Origin of the sequence: Cohnella sp. GCM10020058, assembly GCF_042683485.1 — a bacterium.
GTDB lineage: Bacteria > Bacillota > Bacilli > Paenibacillales > Paenibacillaceae > Cohnella.
The window spans coordinates 295,126-312,473 of record NZ_JBHUJV010000013.1 but is presented as its reverse complement, the minus strand read 5'-3'; the positions used below and the strand labels follow the sequence as shown (position 1 = coordinate 312,473).

Below are 17,348 nucleotides of genomic sequence, written 5' to 3'. Positions count from 1 at the left end.
GTAGTAACTCTTTTAACATCTATTCTGTACGATGATACGTAATCGGAGAAAAAAGATGTTTTTTTGCATGTATTGCGGTGAATGAACGTGGCATGCGACGAAACGCCGTCCCATCGCAAAGGCGGGCGGATAAGCCGGCAACAGGTGTTCTGCGCGACTCCCGTTTCGGATATCCGCAAACTAAAAGGACCGTCAGGTGGAACATCCCTGGCGGTTTTCTTGCGTGCGACCTATCATTTACCCCATACGCAAATATTTGACACAACTTTTTAAGCGTTGATATATATTTAGTCTATCAGAATATGATATACTAGCTGATGTATTGTTGGAGCAGAGACATGATGGACACAATTTATATCAGACTAAAGGAGGCCAATGCCTAAATGAAATTGCGAATCCTGCCTATAGCGACGACGGCCGTGGTATCGGTGGCGCTGTTGTTCGGTGGTTGGTTTGCTTATCGTCATTATGGCGTGGAGCAGCCGCTGGACCGCGCTGCGGCGAAGGTGCCGGGCGTCGAATCGGCCAGCTCGAACATGAATGCGGACGGCGTCACGATCAAGGTCAAGCTTAGCGATTCCGCTGATCTGGCGGATGTATATAGAACGGTGAAGGAAGAAGGCGCCCGCGCGATCGGCTCCAAGAGCTTGAAGCTGGTCGCAGAGAATTCGGATAATGAAGCGCTCGAGAAAATCTGGCGATCGGCATTGTTTGACGTCGCGCAAGCGATGGACCGCAAGGAATATACCGAAATCCGCGATGCGATGGCCAAGCTCCAGTCGCAGACGCCGGGTCTGACCGCTTCCACGGAGATCGACGAGCAAAACGTGTATATCAGCCTGCGCCTTTCCGGCAGCGCCAAGTATGTCATTCTGCCTCGCCAGGGCGAGCAATTGGAGGTGTGGCCGAATGCGTAATTGGAGATCCTATGGCAAAGAAATCGCGATCGGATTCGTGCCCGTATTTATCGTCTTCATGATTTTCGTCGGCGTGCCTGCACTTCCGCTGCTGCTCGGCGCAGGGCTCGTCGGCGGCTTGCTGTTCATGGCCAAGTCGCGCAACGGGATGGCGTTCGGCGGCGCCATGCGCAAGGGACCGTCTCGCCCGCCCGCTTACTTGACGTTCGAGGATATCGGCGGTCAGGAACAGGCCAAGCGCGAGCTCGTAGAAGCGCTCGATTTTCTGGTCCAGCGGGAGCGGATCGCCAAGCTCGGCATCCGTCCGCTCAAGGGCATCCTGCTTACGGGTCCTCCCGGAACGGGGAAGACGCTGCTCGCCAAGGCCGCGGCCAAGCACACCGATTCGGCGTTCGTGGCAGCTTCGGGCAGCGAGTTCGTCGAGATGTACGTCGGCGTCGGCGCGGGCCGCATCCGCGATATTTTCCGCCAGGCACGTACATTGGCAGCCAAGCAGAAGCGGGACAGCGCCATTATTTTCATCGACGAAATCGACGCGATCGGCGGCAAGCGCGACGGCTCGCAGAACAAAGAGTACGACCAGACGCTGAACCAGCTGTTGACCGAGATGGACGGCATTCAGGGCGACGAGTCGGTCCGCGTATTGATCATTGCGGCCACTAACCGCAAGGAGCTGCTCGACAATGCGCTCACCCGACCCGGACGCTTCGACCGGCACATCCAAGTCGACATGCCGGACCGGCACGGACGCGAGCATATTCTCCGCCTGCACGCCAGGAATAAGCCGCTGGCCGAAGAGGTGTCTCTAGATAAGGTCGCAGAGGAGACGTTCGGCTTCTCCGGCGCACAGCTTGAGAGCGTCATGAACGAAGCGGCGATCTACGCCATGCGCGAGGAGAGCGAGGTTCTGAGGCCGGCGCATCTGGCGCAAGCGATCGATAAGGTTATGATGGGCGAGCGGATGGACCGCGAGACGACGAGCGAGGAGCGGGAGCGCGTAGCGCTGCACGAGCTTGGCCATGCCATCGTCGCCGAGAGCGTGCGTCCGGGCAGTGTCGCGCAAGTGTCGCTGACGCCGCGGGGCCAGGCGCTCGGTTATGTACGCCATCATCCGCGCAAGGACAGCTATCTTTATACGAAAACCTATCTCGAGGCGCAGATCCAGATCGCGCTCGGCGGTGCCGTTGCGGAAGAGTTGCACTACGGCGGACGGAGCACCGGCTCGCGCGGCGACTTCGACCAGGCGACCAATATCGTTAAGACGCTGATCGAGTCGGGCATGACGGAACTCGGCATCATTCACCCCGAGGCGCTTACCGCAGAGCAGTGGTCCAAGGAAAACGGGCGGATTCTGGACGCCTTGACGGAAAATACTAGGAAGCTGCTGTCGAGTCACATGGAGACCTTCGCGAATTTGCTTGCCATTTTGATCCGCGAGGAGACGCTGTCGGGCGAAGAGCTCCGTACGCATCTGAGCGCTGCGGCTGCCTGACCGGCAGCCATGAGGCTGTCCCGCTTAGCCGAGCAAGGCTGCGGGGCGGCCTTTTTTTATTCCCGCTCTTGCGAACCGGCGCCCGATTTGCCCGGGGGCGACAGGAAATGACCGATCCAAATAATTGTGGTAACATAATAATTTGAACCGGAAGTCATTTGTCTTCGTCCAATAATGAGGTGGTTGTTTGCAGAACTCTGACGCCAATTTTGAATACTTGAAATATATGAGCGATTCCGACGACAAAAAAACGGTGCTCCACGAGCTGATGACCGCTTACGGCAAAGAGGTATGGAATTTTGCCTACAGCCTGACGCGGAAGTGGGACGTGGCGGACGATATTACGCAGGACGTTTTCATCAAGGTTTTCAAAAACCTGGACACGTTCCGGAGCGACTCGTCCATCCGCACCTGGCTCCTTACGATCACGCGCAATACGGTGATCGACCATCAGCGCTCCGCTTTTATCCGGCGGGTGTCGCTTACGGATTGGAGCCTGGACACCGGACAGCGGCGCTCCGTTGAGGACGACGTTATCGAACAGTACGCCGTGAACGACCTGTGGAAGCAAGTGCTCAAGCTGCCGGTCAAGTCGCGCGAGGTGCTGATCCTGTACGCGCACCATCAGCTGTCTCTAAAGGAGATCGCGGATGTGCTGGGCGTGACCGAAGGGACCGTCAAGTCGCGGATGTTTCACGCTCGTCGCAAAATCGCGAAAATGAAGGAGCGCAACGGCCATGGAACCGAATGACAAAGACCTCAAACAGCAGCTATCGCGGGGCCCGCTCATCAAACACGGTTTTGACGCGCGATTAATCGCCCGCATCGAAGAAGCGATCGAACGCCCCGAGGGGCGCCGCCATCCGCTTCTTCGGTTCGGCTGGCACGGCGCGGGTCTCGCCGCGATGGCTATGCTGCTTCTGTTCGTAGGACTGTGGCATTGGTCTTTCGGCTCCGGCGGACCTGCCGGCACGATCAACCTGCAGATGGCCGGACAGACCGCCGGCACCGAATCTCCGTTGTTCGCGGATGCCAATTCGGAACTGCACTCCGCGTTGCTGCTCGGCCTTCGCATGGACCCGAAGAGCGAAGACGGCAGCGTCGTCAGCAGTTACCGCACGCTCTTCATCGCGCCGACGGACGGGCAGTTCGAGCTGGAGGCGCAAGGCGACGGCATCGTCATGCCTTACGGCCAGAACTTCTGGAAGATCGAAGCTGTAACGTCCGATGCGGGCAGCGCGGCAACCGCCCAGAAGCTGATCGCTTATCCCGTTACAGGCAAGGATGCCGCCAAGACCGACACTAAGGCGCTTCGCGAATCGTCTTCGGCGCCGCTCACCGAGCGGCTGCTTTTCGTCGGCAACAAATACGTATCGGTCGAGCAAAATCCGTCGGATGCCCCCAATCGCGTCTATCGGTGGGTTAAAGATATGGACCAGTTGGCGGCAAGCGCGCAGCGCACGACGTTCGAGCCGGAAGCCGAGCCGCATATCTCGCTGGAAGAGGCAATGAAAACCGCGGAGGCGACCGAGACGCCGGTCGCCCAAAAGGATGCTGCCACCGCCCAGCGCACGGAACAGTGGTCGATTATCCGTCGCACGGGCAGTTGGGTAGCGGCGGCGGCCGACACGGCCGGGCAATCCTATGCGCCGCTTGCCAACAAGACACTGACGGAGCTGTCGACCCCGCTGCCGGATTCGATCAACAAATTCGACACGCTTTATCCGACCTGGTCCCAGATTCTCCAGATTGAGCCGGGCGCCAAGGATGCTTATTCCTCGCCTAATGAGGACATGCTCGTCATCGTACTTGACGATGAGCTGGTAATCTATCCCTACCATATGCTGGGCGGAGATCAGGATCCACTCCGCATTCCGCTTCAATCGAACGAGTCGCTGATTATGGCGCAATGGGCGAAGGAAGACAAATACTTGGACAGCTGGAAAAAACAGCTTGCTACCGTGCTTGTGGACGATTCGGCCGAGCGCAGCGTGAAATAATAGGTTTTAAGGAAACTGCAATTCGAGGCCTTATTGCGAATTGCAGTTTTATTTTACGTTAATGCTTTACTATATTAACGCGTTAATATAATATATCAATATTAAGCGTTCAGGAGATGATCCAAACATGAAATCAATGAATCCGTCTGCAGGGAATGACTTCCCAGAGAATCATGGGACAGACGCGCGAAGTCCGTCCCCCCGCGCGGTGATCGCAGCGATGCAGCCTTACGTACCCGGGCGTTCGATCTCCGCTATCAAGTCCGAATTCGGACTCGAACGGGTCGTCAAGCTGGCGTCCAACGAAAATCCGCTAGGTCCGTCCCCGCATGCCCTTCAAGCTATTCGCGAGATGCTGCCAGACATTCATCGATACCCTGACGATCGCGCGGGGCATTTGAAAAGCAAGCTGGCAACGAAGCTATCCTTGCTCCCGTCCCAATTCATTGTCGCTAACGGCGCCGATGAGCTCATCACACTGATTTGCGAAGCTTATCTCGAGCCGGGCGAGCGAATCGTAACGTTCGCGCCGACTTTCAGCGAATACGCATTTGGCGGGCGGCTGATGAACGCGGAGACGATCGCAGTTCCGTTACCCGATTCTTTCGAGCTGCGGGCCGACGACCTGTTGGCTGCGGTGGATGCGCGCACGAAGCTGGTCTTCGTTTGCTCGCCGAACAATCCGACTGGCACCTATATGACGAAGACGGAGCTTGCGTATTTGCGATCCCGGCTTCCGGACGGCTGCCTGCTTGTGCTGGACGCCGCCTACTCGCATTTCGCCGATGCCACGGATTATGCCGACGGTTTCGAGCTGCTGAAGAATGGAGCATGGCTCGTCGTGCTGCAGACCTTTTCCAAAGCCTACGGACTCGCGGGCATACGGGCGGGATTCGCCGCGGGTCCGGCAGAAGTCATCGCCCATATGCTCGCCGTCAAGGAGCCTTTTAACGTCAACGCGCTCGCTCAGGCTGCCGCGGCGGCCGCCTTGGACGATGAGGCGCACCTTGAAGCGACGCTGCTTGCGAACGCGGCGGGCCGCATACGTTTGCGCGAGGGACTGGGGCGTCTTGGCATTCGCTGCGTGCCGTCGCAGTCTAATTTTATGCTCGCGGACTTCGGTAGCCGGGCAGTCTATGTTTACGACGAACTGCTGAGGCGAGGCGTCATCGTTCGAAGCGGAGCCGGATGGGAGCTGCCCGGCTGTCTGCGCATATCAGTCGGCGCCGCAGAAGAGATCGACCTGTTGCTCGCTTGCTTAGCGGACGTTTTGCAATCCGATAGCAGAGCGATTGACGCTACTGACATTCGCAACGAAGCTGACTAACTGAACCGCAGGGAACGGTTATTTGCGCTTGTCACATTCCCGACGCAAAACTGCCTCAAACCCTTCCCGGATTCCGCAAGCTCCGTCGGTTTATGTCGGAGAACGGTTATGTTAATATGGGAAAGTCAGGTTGGATGCAGAACGTGCAATGGGGAGGGGGAATGGCGGATGTTTCGGACGATCGGCGTTGTAGGAGCAGGGACGATGGGCCAGAGCATCGCGGAGATGCTGGCCGGCAAAGGGCTGGACGTGCATATGACCGACAGCTCCGGCGCTCGCCTGAAGCAGGCGCAGCTCGCGCTCGAAAAAAACCTCGACCGTCAGATCGAGCGTTGGGCCATTACGCAGGCGGAGAAAAAACTCATATTGAACAGAATCCATGCCGAGCCTTCGCTGGAGCATCTGGCTCAGTGCGATTTGATTATCGAGACGATCAGCGAAGACCTGGAAAGCAAAAAGTCCGTTTTCCGGCAGCTGGACGATATTATACCTGAAGGCCGCGTGCTGGCAAGCAATACGTCGACGCTCAGCCTCACCGAGCTGGCGAGCGTGACCAAGCATCCCGAGCGGGTGATCGGCATGCACTTCGTCTATCCCGCGTTCCGGATCGACGTCGTGGAGATCGTGCGGGGCTTGCAGACATCGGATGAGACGTTCGAGCGGACGAAGGAATTCATTGAGCGGGATCTGTCCAAAAAAGGCGTCATGGTGTTCGAATCGCCCGGCTTCGTGACGACGCGGCTGATCTGCCTGCTCATCAACGAGTCGTTGAACGTTCTGCAGGAAGGCGTCGCTTCGCCGGAGGATATCGATGCGGCGATGCGCATCGGATACCAGTTTCAATACGGTCCGCTGGAGATGGCGGACCGGTTCGGCCTGGACTCGGTGTGGGCGGCGCTCGACCGGATGTTCAGAGACTACGGCGAACTGAAGTATCGGCCGTCGATTCTGCTGAAGAAGAAGGTTCGCGCCGGACAGCTCGGCGTGAAGTCGGGACAAGGCTTCTTCCAGTATACGAAGGACGGTGAGCGCAGGTCATGAACGTACTCGTCATTAACGCGGGGAGCTCCTCGCTGAAGTATCAGCTGTACGACATGAAAACGGAAAACGTGCTCGCTAAAGGCCGCGTGGAACGGATCGGCATGGAGTCGTCGATCTTGACGCACGAGGTCGAGGGGCAGCCGGAAGTGCGCGAGGTTAGCGAGATTCTCGAGCATACGGTAGCGGTGCGCAAGGTGCTCGACATGCTGACGCACCGCCGATTCGGCGTACTGCGCAATATCGACGAGGTGCAGGCCGTCGGCCACCGGATCGTTCACGGGGGCGAGACGTTCAGCGAGTCCGTGCTCATCGACGCTGACGTGAAGCTGGAGGTCCGCAAGCTGTTCGACCTGGCGCCGCTGCACAATCCGGCACATATGATGGGCATTCTGGCCGTCGAGTCGAATCTGCCCGACGTGCCGCAGGCGGTCGTCTTCGATACGGCTTTTCACCAGACGATGCCCAAGACCTCTTACTTGTACGCGATTCCGATGGTGCTCTACCGCAAGCATCAGATTCGGCGCTACGGCTTCCACGGGACGTCGCACGATTACGTGAGCAAGCGGGCTGCCGAATATTTGGAGAAGCCGCTTGAAGAGCTGAAGATCGTCAGCTGCCATATCGGCAACGGCGCGAGCTGCACGGCAATAATGGGCGGCAAGTCGTTCGATACGAGCATGGGCATGACGCCGCTCGAGGGGCTCATGATGGGCACGCGCAGCGGCGACCTGGACCCCGCGATCGTACCGTATGCGATGAACAAAGAAGAACTGACCCTGTCGGAGGTCAACTCCATGCTGAACAAGCATAGCGGTCTAATCGCGATCTCCGGCATCAGCAGCGATATGCGCGAAGTCGTGCAGGCGATGAATGAAGGCAGCGAGCCCGCGAAGACCGCGTTCGAGATGTATGTCTACCGCATCCGCAAGTACGTTGGCGCCTATGCGGCCGCGATGAACGGCATCGACGTGCTCTTATTCACGGCAGGTGTCGGCGAAAACTCGGACGTGCTGCGCAAGGCGGTCTGCGAGGGGCTGACGTTTCTTGGCATCGAGCTCGACGAAGCGCGCAACCGCGTGCGCTCTGGCGATCCGCGGCGGATCTCGACGGATGCTTCCAAGATCGAGGTGCTCGTCGTGCCGACGAACGAAGAGCTCCTCATTGCGCGCGATACCTACAGGCTCGTCGTGACAGCCAAGGAGGCGGCAGTCGATGAATGAAGCCGGGGGCATGGCTGCAAGCCTGGCCGAAGCCTACATGGACGGTGCGGCCAGCATCCCTTACGCGTTGTTGCGCGTCTACCGGATGCTCGGGCTGTCCGACACGGAATGCATGCTGCTCATTCAGGTGATCGCCTTCAGGCAGCTGGAGCAAAACGATTTTCCCACGATGGAGGAGCTGCAGCAGCGGCTCGGGGCTACCGGCGCCGTCATCGGCGAATCGCTTCAGAAGCTCATCCGCCGCGGCTTGATCGCGATCGACGAGGTTAGCGACCCGGTATCGGGCGTCAGGGCTGAGCGGTACAATCTGGCCGGCCTGTTCCAGGCCGTCGCCCAACTGCTCGTATCGGGCGAGGCTCCTGTGCGGGCTGCTGGTACGCAAGGCGGCTCCTCCGCACAGAGTGCCGCAGTCTCGGCAGCAGGCGCCCGCTCCGCCCTGGAGGACGGTCCGAACGCCGAGGCGGTCAGTCTGTTCGCCGTATTCGAGCGGGAATTCGGGCGCCCGATCTCGCCGATGGAGGCGGAGACGATCGCCGGCTGGCTTGACCAGGACAAGTACGCGGAGGAATTGATCCTGTTCGCCCTCAAGGAATCCGTGTTTGCGGGCAAGCTTTCTTTTCGGTACATGGACAGAATATTGCTTGAATGGAGCCGCAATCGGGTTCGCAGCGTCGAGGATGCGAGGGCGCACGCCCAGCGCTTCCGTACCGGACGCTGACCGGAGGCAGGCCATATCGATTCGAACACAAGAAGGAGTATGCGACGATGGAAAAGCCGCTTTATCAGAAACTTTATTACAAGACGGGGAGGGCGCTCGTATACGGGGCGCCGGAAGGCTTCGACCTCGGCGTAGACGTCGAGACGGAGGCGGAGGGCAGATTCGATTTCGTGCTCGTGTTCGTCAAAAATACCGAAGACGTGCTGAAAACGCTGCCGAAAATCATCCCGCTGCTGCAGCCGGACGCCGTCTGCTGGATCTCTTACCCGAAGCAATCGGCCAAGGTCGTGACGGATCTGAACCGCGATCTCCTGTGGCGGATCATGGAGACCCGCACCGATTACCGCGTCGTCAGCAACGTGGCCATCGACGTCGTCTGGTCGGCGCTCCGCTTCCGCCATGTCAGCAAGGTCAAGTCCACGAAGCCCTGATCGCCTTGTTTTCTAAGACGCCGAGACGATTCCGTTTTTTTCAGTTAAGTTTTCGGACCGAGCCGCGTACATATAGGTATAAGCGGCTAGGCCGGCGACAGGAACTGAGAGGAGCGGATCGATTTGGACATTTTGGGCGAATTGCAGGTCATTCTTCCGGTTCTGTTCTGCGTGGTACTCGGCATCATCGCGATCTTCGGCGTCCGTAGCATCGGAGAGTGGAGCCACAACAACAAGCAGCCGCTGTTGTCCGTCGCCTCCCGTGTCGTCTCCAAGCGCTCGCTCGTCCATTATCGCCATCATCACGACGACGGCGTTTCCCATCACCAGTCGGATACTTTTTATTACGCGACGTTCGAGCTCCCGGACGGCGCCCGCATCGAATTCAAGCTGAGCGGCGGCGAGTACGGTTTGCTGGCAGAGCAGGATGCCGGCATGCTTACGTACCAGGGCACACGTTTTTACGGCTTCGAGCGGGAAAAAGACAGGGGCTTGCGGCTCGTAGGCAGGTCGTGAGCGAACTTCATACGATATTAAAAAAGCCCGCGCTTCCGTATGGAAAGGCGGGCTCTTTGCATGCGTGCGTGAGGATAAAGGATCAGCGCTTCAGCAGCGCCATTCGGTAGACGTATTCGAACAGAAACTCGAACGCCTCCAGATGCTTGCGCGCCTCGAACGCATCGCGGCCCCAGGCATAAATGCCGTGCTTGCGCAGCAGAATGCCGGGAATCCGTTTGTCCAGGCGTTCCTTGACCTCCGGCACGATACGCGGAATGTCTGCAAAATTGGAGACGATCGGCACTTCGATGACGGCTTCTTCATCCCAGATGTTAAAGGCTTTGATCAGCTCGACGCCTTCGACAGGGACGGCGCGGCGCTCCCAGAATAACTCGGAGACGATGCTGTTGTAGACGGAATGAATATGAAATATGGCGCCGCAGCCCGTTTGGCGGTAAATCTCGCAATGAATCAGCGTTTCCGCAGAAGGCTTGAGCCGCGTAGCCTCGATCGGCGCACCCGTCTGATCGACGAGCAAAAAGTCCTCCGGCGTCGATGCGGCCTTGTCCTTGCCGCTCGCCGTCACTGCGAATGCGAATCGGTCCGGCTCGAAGCCGCCTACCCGCATCGACAGATTGCCGCTCGTGCCCGGGAACCAGCCCCGGGAGGCAAAGTCCGACTTGACCGCATCCAGTTCGCGGTAGACCCGCTGCTTGTCTTCCAGTAAAATGTCGCTCATATGATTACCAATCTCCTTCATCCAGATGTTTGACGACGTCGTGGAACGTCTCGAACGGTACATGCGGCAGTCCGAGCTCGGCGCAGCGTTCGGTCAGATGGGAGCGGGAGAACACAAGGTCGACCAGCTTCGCTCCGGCAAAATCCGTGACGCTGTCCCCGATGAGAATCCGCGTATACCGGTCCTGGGGGAAACGGCGGATGACCGTCGTTTTGCACATGCCGCAATCGTTGTCGCACGCGTCGTCGCAGGCATGCGGCCACAAAATCTCGATGCGCTCGCCCTCGAAGCTGCTGCCGTTGCAATAAATATGATCGAGCGGAATGTCGAACGGCGCCAGCATCGGGTAGACGAAAAAGTCGATGCCGCCGCTCGTCACGTAAAACTCGACGCCGTTGTCCTTGCACCAATCGAGCAGCGATTGAAAGCCGGGACGGATGCCGGCCGTGGACAGGATGTAATCCGTGATCTCCTGCCTTTGGGCGGAGGGGATCAGGGCGAACATCTCGCCGACGCCCTGGCGCACGGATTTGCGCAGCGCGACAATGTCATCGACGATCGGCCGCCAGCCGGGCGGATCGAATTGCTTCATGACGGCCACGATGTTGTCGCTCAGCGTGATCGTGCCGTCGAAATCGCAGAACAGGACAGGCGGCTTGTTGAAGGTTCGCTTGCTCAAGGGCGGCGCACCCCCCAGCGCTCGATCGCAAGCTTCAGAGGCTCGCGGTCGCCGCCGGCGGACGCATAGGCTTCAAGGTCCTGGCCGGCGAGCACGGCGTCGATCGCCTGGCGGAAGGCTTGTCCGCCTGCGGCCGCGCCGAGCGGATGACCGTGGACGCCCCCGCCGGCGTTGACGACGACGTCACGTCCGAAGTCGTGGACGATCAGCGGCACGAGGCCGGGGTGGATGCCCGCGGACGGCACCGGCAGGACGGCCTTTTGGGGCAGCTCGGCGTTCACGAGCGCGTCCTGGACCGCCAGGTTTTCGGCCTTCGGCATAACGACGGAGCCGTAAGGCGAAGGGAAGAGCGACAGGTCCGCACCGGCGATCCGGATGAGCGTGCCTAGCAGGACGGAGGCCGAGATTCCGTAATGCGGCGACGGGTAGTAAGCGCCCGCCATCGCCGGATGCGCCGCGATCGGAACGCTGATCGCAGGATCGGCGGCCAGCTCGGCCAGCGCGTCGAAGCCATAGGCCAGCACGTTGAACAGCAGGCCGTTGACGCCGGCATCGACGGCGCGCAGCGCGTTTTCGCGCAGCTTGGACGTCGGTCCCGTCAGATTGGCGAAGTAAATCAACTTCTGTCCGGTGATGTTTTCCGCTTCGCGGGCGGCGGACATGCAGGCTTCGACGCGGCGCTCGAGCGGCGTTAGCGGATTTTCGAACAGAATCTCGTCGTCCTTGATCAGATCGACGCCGCCGAGCGCCTGCTGGAGAAACTGCTCGCGCAAGCCGTCCAGGTCGTAGCCGATGACGGATTTAAAAATGCTCATGAGCAGCGGGCGATCCTGAACGCCCAGATAATCCCGCACGCCGGCCAGTCCAAGTTTGGGACCCGGGAAGGCGGACAGAAATTCGGCGGACGGCTTCAGGCCGGTCAGCTTGATGCGGCCGTCCATCGACAGCTTGCCGAACACGGTCACGAGCAGCGCGGGAATGTCTCGGCTGAAGTTGAGGTCGGGATACGCGATCGTAATGTCGGCGTAGCGCTCGCCCGGTCCGGCGCCTTCGGGTTCATGCGCGTCTACGGAGACGACGTGTCCGAGATGCTTCTCCATTTGTTGCTTGGCGACTTCCGGCAGCTCGGTCCAGCTTCCGACCGTCAGGCCGACGGCGATGCCTTCGGCTTTTTTGGCGAAGTCCGCCTTGTCGTCGAATAGGCGATAGGTGGCCTGGCTTTTGTTTGCGCTCATTCGCGATACCTTCTTTCTGTTAAAAAGTTGCTGTAAGTTGCTGAAAATATCGTTAGGCGGCACTCAACCGCGCAGCGCCTCTTCGGCAATCGCGCGACCGAGTTCGCCGGCGCGATCTGCGCAGCGATTCATGGCAGCCGAGAACGCTTCGTCGACGCCAAGCCGCTGCAGCGTCTCGATGGCCGCTTGGGTCGTGCCGTTTGGCGAAGTGACTTTGCGGCGCAGCTCGGAAGGCTGCTCGCCGGTGAGCCTGACCATGTCCGCCGCGCCGCGAACCGTCTGCACGGTCAGCTCGTGCGCGGCTTCGGGCGTCAGCCCTTGCGCGACGCCCGCGGCAATTATCGCTTCCATGATGAAATAGATGTAAGCGGGGCCGCTGCCCGAGACGGCCGTCACCGCCTCCAGCAGGCGCTCTTCGACGACCTGCGCGATGCCGACCGCACCGAACATGTCGAGGGCAAGGCGCTGCGCTTCCTCCGCCAAGCCTTCGGAAAAGGCAATGCCGGTCGCGCCAAGGCCGATGCTGCTCGACGTATTCGGCATCGTGCGCACGACGGGCTGGCTCGCGCTCGTCAGTCCGCGAATCGTCTCGATCGACAAGCCCGCGATAAGAGAGACGAGCAGTTGCTCTGCGCGCAGCGAAGGCGCGAGCGCCTTCAGCGCAGCAGCGGCATCCTTCGGCTTCATCGCCAGCACAATGACGTCCGAGGTGAGCAGCGCGTCTTGTCTTGCAGCCTCGCTGTCCGCGGTCAGGACGCCGTAGCGTCCGCGCAGCTCTGCGAGCCTGCCTAAGTTCGAACGGTTGAAAACCGTGATATTGCCGGCCGGCGCTGTGCCGGTGTCCACGAGTCCGCGGATAATGGCTTCCGCCATCGAACCGGCGCCGTAAAAACAAATTTTAGACTGAGCGAGTTTGTCTAGCGTTGCAGTCATCGTCGTTCGACTCCCTTCTTTTAATTAACGTCTTTAATGATTAATGGGGCGAATGATTATCCGCGTGTTTGTCCGTTGCCTCGAATACGATATTTGGTCGAGGTCAGCGCAGGCAGGCCCATCGGTCCGCGCGCATGAAGCTTCTGGGTGCTGATGCCGATCTCGGCGCCGTAGCCGAACTCGAAGCCGTCCGTGAAACGGGTCGACGCATTGTGATAAACGGCGGCTGCATCGACCTCTTGCAGGAAGCGGTCGGCATTCGCCTGATTCTCGGTCACGATGCTTTCGGAATGTTTCGTACCGAAGCGCGCGATGTGCGCCAGCGCCTCGTCGAGATCGCCGACGACGCGTACGTTTAATATATAGTCGTTGTATTCGGTCGCAAAATCTTCGTCCGTCGCTTCGCTTGCCCAGGCTACGCGGGCTCTTGCCGCTGCGTCTGCGCGCAGCTCGACGCTTGCCTGACGGAAGCGCTCGGCGAGGCGTTCGAGATGCTTGCCCGCAAAGTCGGCATGGATCAGCAGCGTTTCCATCGAGTTGCAGACGGAAGGACGCTGCACCTTGGCGTTCAAGGCGATCGCCTCGGCCATGTCATAGTCGGCCGTCGCATCGACATAGGTGTGACAGATGCCGGCGCCGGTCTCGATAACGGGCACGGTGGCGTTTTCGACGACGTTGCGGATAAGCGCGGCGCCGCCGCGTGGTATGATGACGTCGAGCAGGCCGTTGAGCTTCAGCATCTCGTTGGCCGAAGCCCGGCTCGCATCCTCGACGAGCTGCAGCGCGTCCTCTGGAATGGCGCTGTTGCGGAGTGCGCCGCGAAGTGACGCTATAATGCGCTTGTTCGATTCGATGGCGGCGGAACCTCCCCGAAGCACGACCGCATTGCCGGTCTTCAGGCACAGACCCGCAGCATCGACCGTGACGTTAGGCCTCGCTTCATAAATGATGCCCACGACGCCGATCGGTACGCGCAGCTGCTCGATCCGCAGGCCGTTGGGACGCTCGAACTCGGCGATCTTCTCGCCGACCGGGTCGGGCAGGGCGATGACCTCGCGCAGACCCTGCGAGATCGCCTCGATGCGTTTGTAATCGAGCCTCAGCCGGTCGAGGAGCGACTCCGATGTGCCGGCTGCCCGCCCGCGCTGAATATCGAGGTCGTTGCCCGCAACGATCTCATCGCGGTCGGCTACGAGCGCCTCCGCCATCAGGGCGAGCGCTTCGTTCTTTTGCGCCGTCGTCAGGTTGTTCAACGCAGCCGTCGCCGTTCCGGCCGCGATCGCTTTATTTCTTGCTTCGCTCATGATCCCTTCGCCTCCTTGGGTACGTAAGTCGTGACCCATTCGTCTCTGTGTATGATTTCGATGCGCCCGACCTCTACGCGGCGGGCGGCTTCATCGCTCGACAGTCCGGCCACCGCGGTGACCTGCCAGGCGTCGTAGTTCGACACGCCCCGCCCAAGCGTCCGTCCGCCGCTCACGACTTCAACCACGTCACCGGGGTGGAATTCGCCCTCGACATGCGTGACGCCGGCAGGCAGCAGACTGCGTCCGCCGTTCAGGAGCGCCGCTTCGGCGCCGGAGTCGACGAAAACGCGGCCCTGAGGCACCGACAAAAAGCCGATCCACTGCTTCTTTGCCGGCAAAGAGTGGAGGGAGGCGGCGAAGTAGGTACCTCTGCCTTGGCCCTCGACCGCGGCAGACAGATCTCCGGGCTCGGTCGAACGTCCGACGAACGTCGGCACGCCGCCGCCCATGGCGATCCGCGCCGCTTCGATCTTGGACCGCATGCCGCCCGTGCCGACCGACGAGCCCGCGCCGCCGGCGATCCGATAGAGTTCCTCGGAGATGACCTCCACGCGCTCGATGCGGACAGCCGAGGCGTCCTTGCGCGGATCCGCCGTAAACAACCCTTCGATGTCGGTTAAAATATACAGGCCTGTCGCCTTGACGAGATTCGCCACGAGCGCGGACAAGGAATCGTTCTCCCCGAATTTGATCTCGTCGACGGCGACGGTGTCGTTTTCGTTAATGATCGGCACGACGCCCTGCCGAAGCAACTCCTCGATCGTGCGCTGCGCGTTTTGCGCGCGCTGCCGCTGGCTGAAATCCGGCCGCGTGAGCAGGATTTGCGCGGCCGCGATGCCGTAAGGCGCGAACGCCTCCTGATAGGCTTGCATGAGCAGCGCCTGGCCGACGGCGGCGGCCGCCTGCTTTTCGTGAACGAGCTTTGGCCTCGTCTCGTATCCGACCGCCCGGAATCCGGCCGCGATGGCGCCCGAACTGACGAGCAAAGTCTGCACGCCCTGACGGTGCAGAGCGGCGATCTCGGCAGCAAAGTAGGCGAAGCTGACCCGGTTAAGTCCGCCGGATTCGCCGGCGAGCGAGCTGCTGCCGATCTTGACGACGATGCGACGCATCCTTACCGCTTCCTTTCCTTGTGCATGATCCAACATTCAAGTCTTAAACGAAGAAGCGCAAGCAAAAAGGCTCCCGTCCTGTTCAAAGGACGAGAGCCTGGCTCCCGCGGTACCACCTTCGTTGACGCTTCCTGCCGCGAGGGCGAAGAAACGTCCGCTTGAACGCCCGGTAACAGCGGGCCCTGTCCGGCTCTTCGCCGGCCGCTCGGGGATGGGGGAAGGAGGGCGACCGCGCAAATTCTCCCAGCCAATGGAATTTGCTCTCTGATCGGCGCGAATTTCCTTCGTTTCCCGTCATTGCGTTTAAATGAGGACGGAGGCACCGCCCTTGCTGGCGATGCCGATTGGTTTAAGAATAGCACGGCCCCAACACCTTGTAAAGGAAGCGAACGTCCGCTAGGCTTGCCGACTTAGCGGAACAATCCCAGCCGTCCGATGCGGTCGGCGGCTTCGCGAAGTCGAGCTTCCGGGGCAAGCAGGCCGAGGCGGACGTACCCTTCGCCGTGCGTGCCGAAGCCAATCCCGGGCGCGACCACGATGTCCGCTTCTTCCAGCAGCAGGTTGGCGAAGGAGGCGGAGTCATATCCCTCGGGCACGGGCAGCCAGCAGAAGAACGAGCCGTCCGGCTTCGGAGCGTGCCAGCCGTGCGACGCCAAGGCGTCGTAAAGCGCGTCGCGACGCCGTTCGTAGACGGCGACCAGATCCGTTACGGCTTGCTGCGGACCGGTGAGCGCGAGCGCGGCGGCTTCCTGGATACCGCCGAACAGGCTGCAGTAGTAGTGGTCTTGAATCAGATTGAGCAGCTCGATGATCTTGCTGTTGCCGAGCGCGAAGCCGACGCGCCAGCCGGCCATGTTGTAAGTTTTGGACAACGTATAAAACTCGATGCCGACATTCTTGGCGCCGGGCGTTTCGAGGAAGCTGACGGGTCTGCGTCCGTCGAAGCCGATCGCTCCGTAGGCGAAGTCGCTCGCCACGACGATGCCGTGTTGCTCCGCAAAGCGCACGGTATCCGCATAGAACGCGGGCGTCGCGACAGCCGACGTCGGATTGTTCGGATAGTTGAGGAACATCAGCTTTGCGCGTGTCAGATCTTCGGACGGAATCGCCTCGTAGTCGGGAAGAAAGCCGTTCTTCGCAAGCAGCGGCATCTGGCTCATTCGCGAGCCTGCGAGCGCCACGCCGGACCAGTAATCGGGATAGCCAGGATCCGGCACGAGACAGACGTCGCCGGGATTGAGCAGGCACTGGCTGATCTCCACGAGTCCGGTTTTGCCGCCGAACAGCACCGCGACCTCTGTCGCGGGATCGAGCTCGACGCCGTAGTCTTCTTTATATCGCTTCGCCACGGCTTCCTTTAAGAAAGGGAATCCGCGGAACGGCGGATATTTGTGGTAGAGCGGATTTTCGGCAGCTTCCTTTAGCCTGTCGACGATGTGCGTTGGGGTGGGCAGATCGGGATTGCCCTGGCCGAGGTTGATGACGTCGCGCCCGGTCGCGGCGCGGGCGTTCGCCCTGCCGACGAGCGCCGCGAAAAATTGCTCGGGCAGCCCGGACATGCGGTCCGCAGGTTGAATGGAGATGGACATGAGACAGCTTCACGCTCCGTTGCTTTCATTAAAGTACTTTATAAAGGGATCAGGTTGACTATACAATCTATGTAGACAATAGCACAAGGAATCGAGTAGGACAATCGGAA

At 60.1% G+C, this 17,348-nt stretch carries 17 protein-coding genes; 10 read left to right on the top strand and 7 right to left on the bottom strand.

The annotated features are described in order from the left end of the window. Positions 1-383 precede the first annotated feature (383 nt). The 10 genes from ACFSR7_RS22785 to ACFSR7_RS22740 all read left to right on the top strand — a co-directional run bounded on the left by ACFSR7_RS22785 (position 384) and on the right by ACFSR7_RS22740 (position 9,662). Complete coding sequence (locus tag ACFSR7_RS22785) at positions 384-917, top strand: hypothetical protein (protein WP_378165552.1); 534 nt, start codon at positions 384-386, stop codon at positions 915-917. After that, positions 910-2,409 carry an AAA family ATPase gene (locus ACFSR7_RS22780; protein WP_378165551.1) on the top strand — a complete coding sequence of 500 codons (1,500 nt, stop codon included), beginning with the start codon at positions 910-912 and terminating at the stop codon, positions 2,407-2,409. The genes ACFSR7_RS22785 and ACFSR7_RS22780 overlap by 8 nt, the downstream gene beginning before the upstream one ends. Before the next feature lie 226 nt (positions 2,410-2,635). Continuing rightward, the gene (locus tag ACFSR7_RS22775) at positions 2,636-3,160 is read left to right on the top strand and encodes an RNA polymerase sigma factor (protein ID WP_378166086.1); all 525 of its coding nucleotides are present in this window, start codon (positions 2,636-2,638) and stop codon (positions 3,158-3,160) included. Then, on the top strand, positions 3,147-4,409 hold the full coding sequence (locus ACFSR7_RS22770) for a hypothetical protein (RefSeq protein ID WP_378165549.1): 1,263 nt from the start codon (positions 3,147-3,149) through the stop codon (positions 4,407-4,409). The genes ACFSR7_RS22775 and ACFSR7_RS22770 overlap by 14 nt, the downstream gene beginning before the upstream one ends. A gap of 127 nt (positions 4,410-4,536) precedes the next feature. After that, positions 4,537-5,736 carry a histidinol-phosphate transaminase gene (gene hisC / locus ACFSR7_RS22765; protein WP_378165547.1) on the top strand — a complete coding sequence of 400 codons (1,200 nt, stop codon included), beginning with the start codon at positions 4,537-4,539 and terminating at the stop codon, positions 5,734-5,736. A 168-nt stretch (positions 5,737-5,904) separates the two neighbouring features. Beyond that, on the top strand, positions 5,905-6,777 hold the full coding sequence (locus tag ACFSR7_RS22760; RefSeq protein ID WP_378165545.1) for a 3-hydroxyacyl-CoA dehydrogenase family protein: 873 nt from the start codon (positions 5,905-5,907) through the stop codon (positions 6,775-6,777). Continuing rightward, positions 6,774-7,997, top strand: coding sequence for an acetate/propionate family kinase (locus ACFSR7_RS22755; RefSeq protein ID WP_378165543.1), 1,224 nt, complete (start codon positions 6,774-6,776; stop codon positions 7,995-7,997). Before ACFSR7_RS22760 ends, ACFSR7_RS22755 begins: the two co-directional genes overlap by 4 nt. Then, entirely contained in the window at positions 7,990-8,715 is a 726-nt protein-coding gene (locus ACFSR7_RS22750; protein WP_378165541.1) for a DnaD domain-containing protein, read from the top strand. Before ACFSR7_RS22755 ends, ACFSR7_RS22750 begins: the two co-directional genes overlap by 8 nt. Before the next feature lie 47 nt (positions 8,716-8,762). Continuing rightward, positions 8,763-9,146 (top strand): hypothetical protein, encoded by a 384-nt coding sequence (locus ACFSR7_RS22745; RefSeq protein ID WP_378165539.1) that lies wholly within the window; start codon positions 8,763-8,765, stop codon positions 9,144-9,146. A 123-nt stretch (positions 9,147-9,269) separates the two neighbouring features. After that, on the top strand, positions 9,270-9,662 hold the full coding sequence (locus ACFSR7_RS22740; protein ID WP_378165537.1) for a DUF2500 domain-containing protein: 393 nt from the start codon (positions 9,270-9,272) through the stop codon (positions 9,660-9,662). Positions 9,663-9,744: 82 nt separating this feature from the next. Here the strand turns inward: ACFSR7_RS22740 and mtnB are convergent, their stop codons facing one another. The 7 genes from mtnB to ACFSR7_RS22705 form a co-directional block, all read right to left on the bottom strand. Further along, a complete protein-coding gene (mtnB, locus tag ACFSR7_RS22735; RefSeq protein ID WP_378165535.1) occupies positions 9,745-10,383 on the bottom strand; it encodes a methylthioribulose 1-phosphate dehydratase in 639 nt (212 codons plus the stop codon). Between the two features lie 4 nt (positions 10,384-10,387). After that, complete coding sequence (locus tag ACFSR7_RS22730; RefSeq protein ID WP_378165533.1) at positions 10,388-11,062, bottom strand: 2-hydroxy-3-keto-5-methylthiopentenyl-1-phosphate phosphatase; 675 nt, start codon at positions 11,060-11,062, stop codon at positions 10,388-10,390. After that, positions 11,059-12,297 (bottom strand): 2,3-diketo-5-methylthiopentyl-1-phosphate enolase, encoded by a 1,239-nt coding sequence (locus ACFSR7_RS22725; RefSeq protein ID WP_378165531.1) that lies wholly within the window; start codon positions 12,295-12,297, stop codon positions 11,059-11,061. Before ACFSR7_RS22725 ends, ACFSR7_RS22730 begins: the two co-directional genes overlap by 4 nt. Before the next feature lie 63 nt (positions 12,298-12,360). After that, the gene (proC, locus tag ACFSR7_RS22720; protein ID WP_378165529.1) at positions 12,361-13,230 is read right to left on the bottom strand and encodes a pyrroline-5-carboxylate reductase; all 870 of its coding nucleotides are present in this window, start codon (positions 13,228-13,230) and stop codon (positions 12,361-12,363) included. A 56-nt stretch (positions 13,231-13,286) separates the two neighbouring features. Further along, positions 13,287-14,534, bottom strand: coding sequence for a glutamate-5-semialdehyde dehydrogenase (locus tag ACFSR7_RS22715; RefSeq protein ID WP_378165528.1), 1,248 nt, complete (start codon positions 14,532-14,534; stop codon positions 13,287-13,289). After that, the gene (gene proB / locus ACFSR7_RS22710) at positions 14,531-15,649 is read right to left on the bottom strand and encodes a glutamate 5-kinase (RefSeq protein ID WP_378165526.1); all 1,119 of its coding nucleotides are present in this window, start codon (positions 15,647-15,649) and stop codon (positions 14,531-14,533) included. The genes ACFSR7_RS22715 and proB overlap by 4 nt, the downstream gene beginning before the upstream one ends. A gap of 410 nt (positions 15,650-16,059) precedes the next feature. Next, on the bottom strand, positions 16,060-17,238 hold the full coding sequence (locus ACFSR7_RS22705; protein ID WP_378165524.1) for a pyridoxal phosphate-dependent aminotransferase: 1,179 nt from the start codon (positions 17,236-17,238) through the stop codon (positions 16,060-16,062). Positions 17,239-17,348 lie beyond the last annotated feature (110 nt).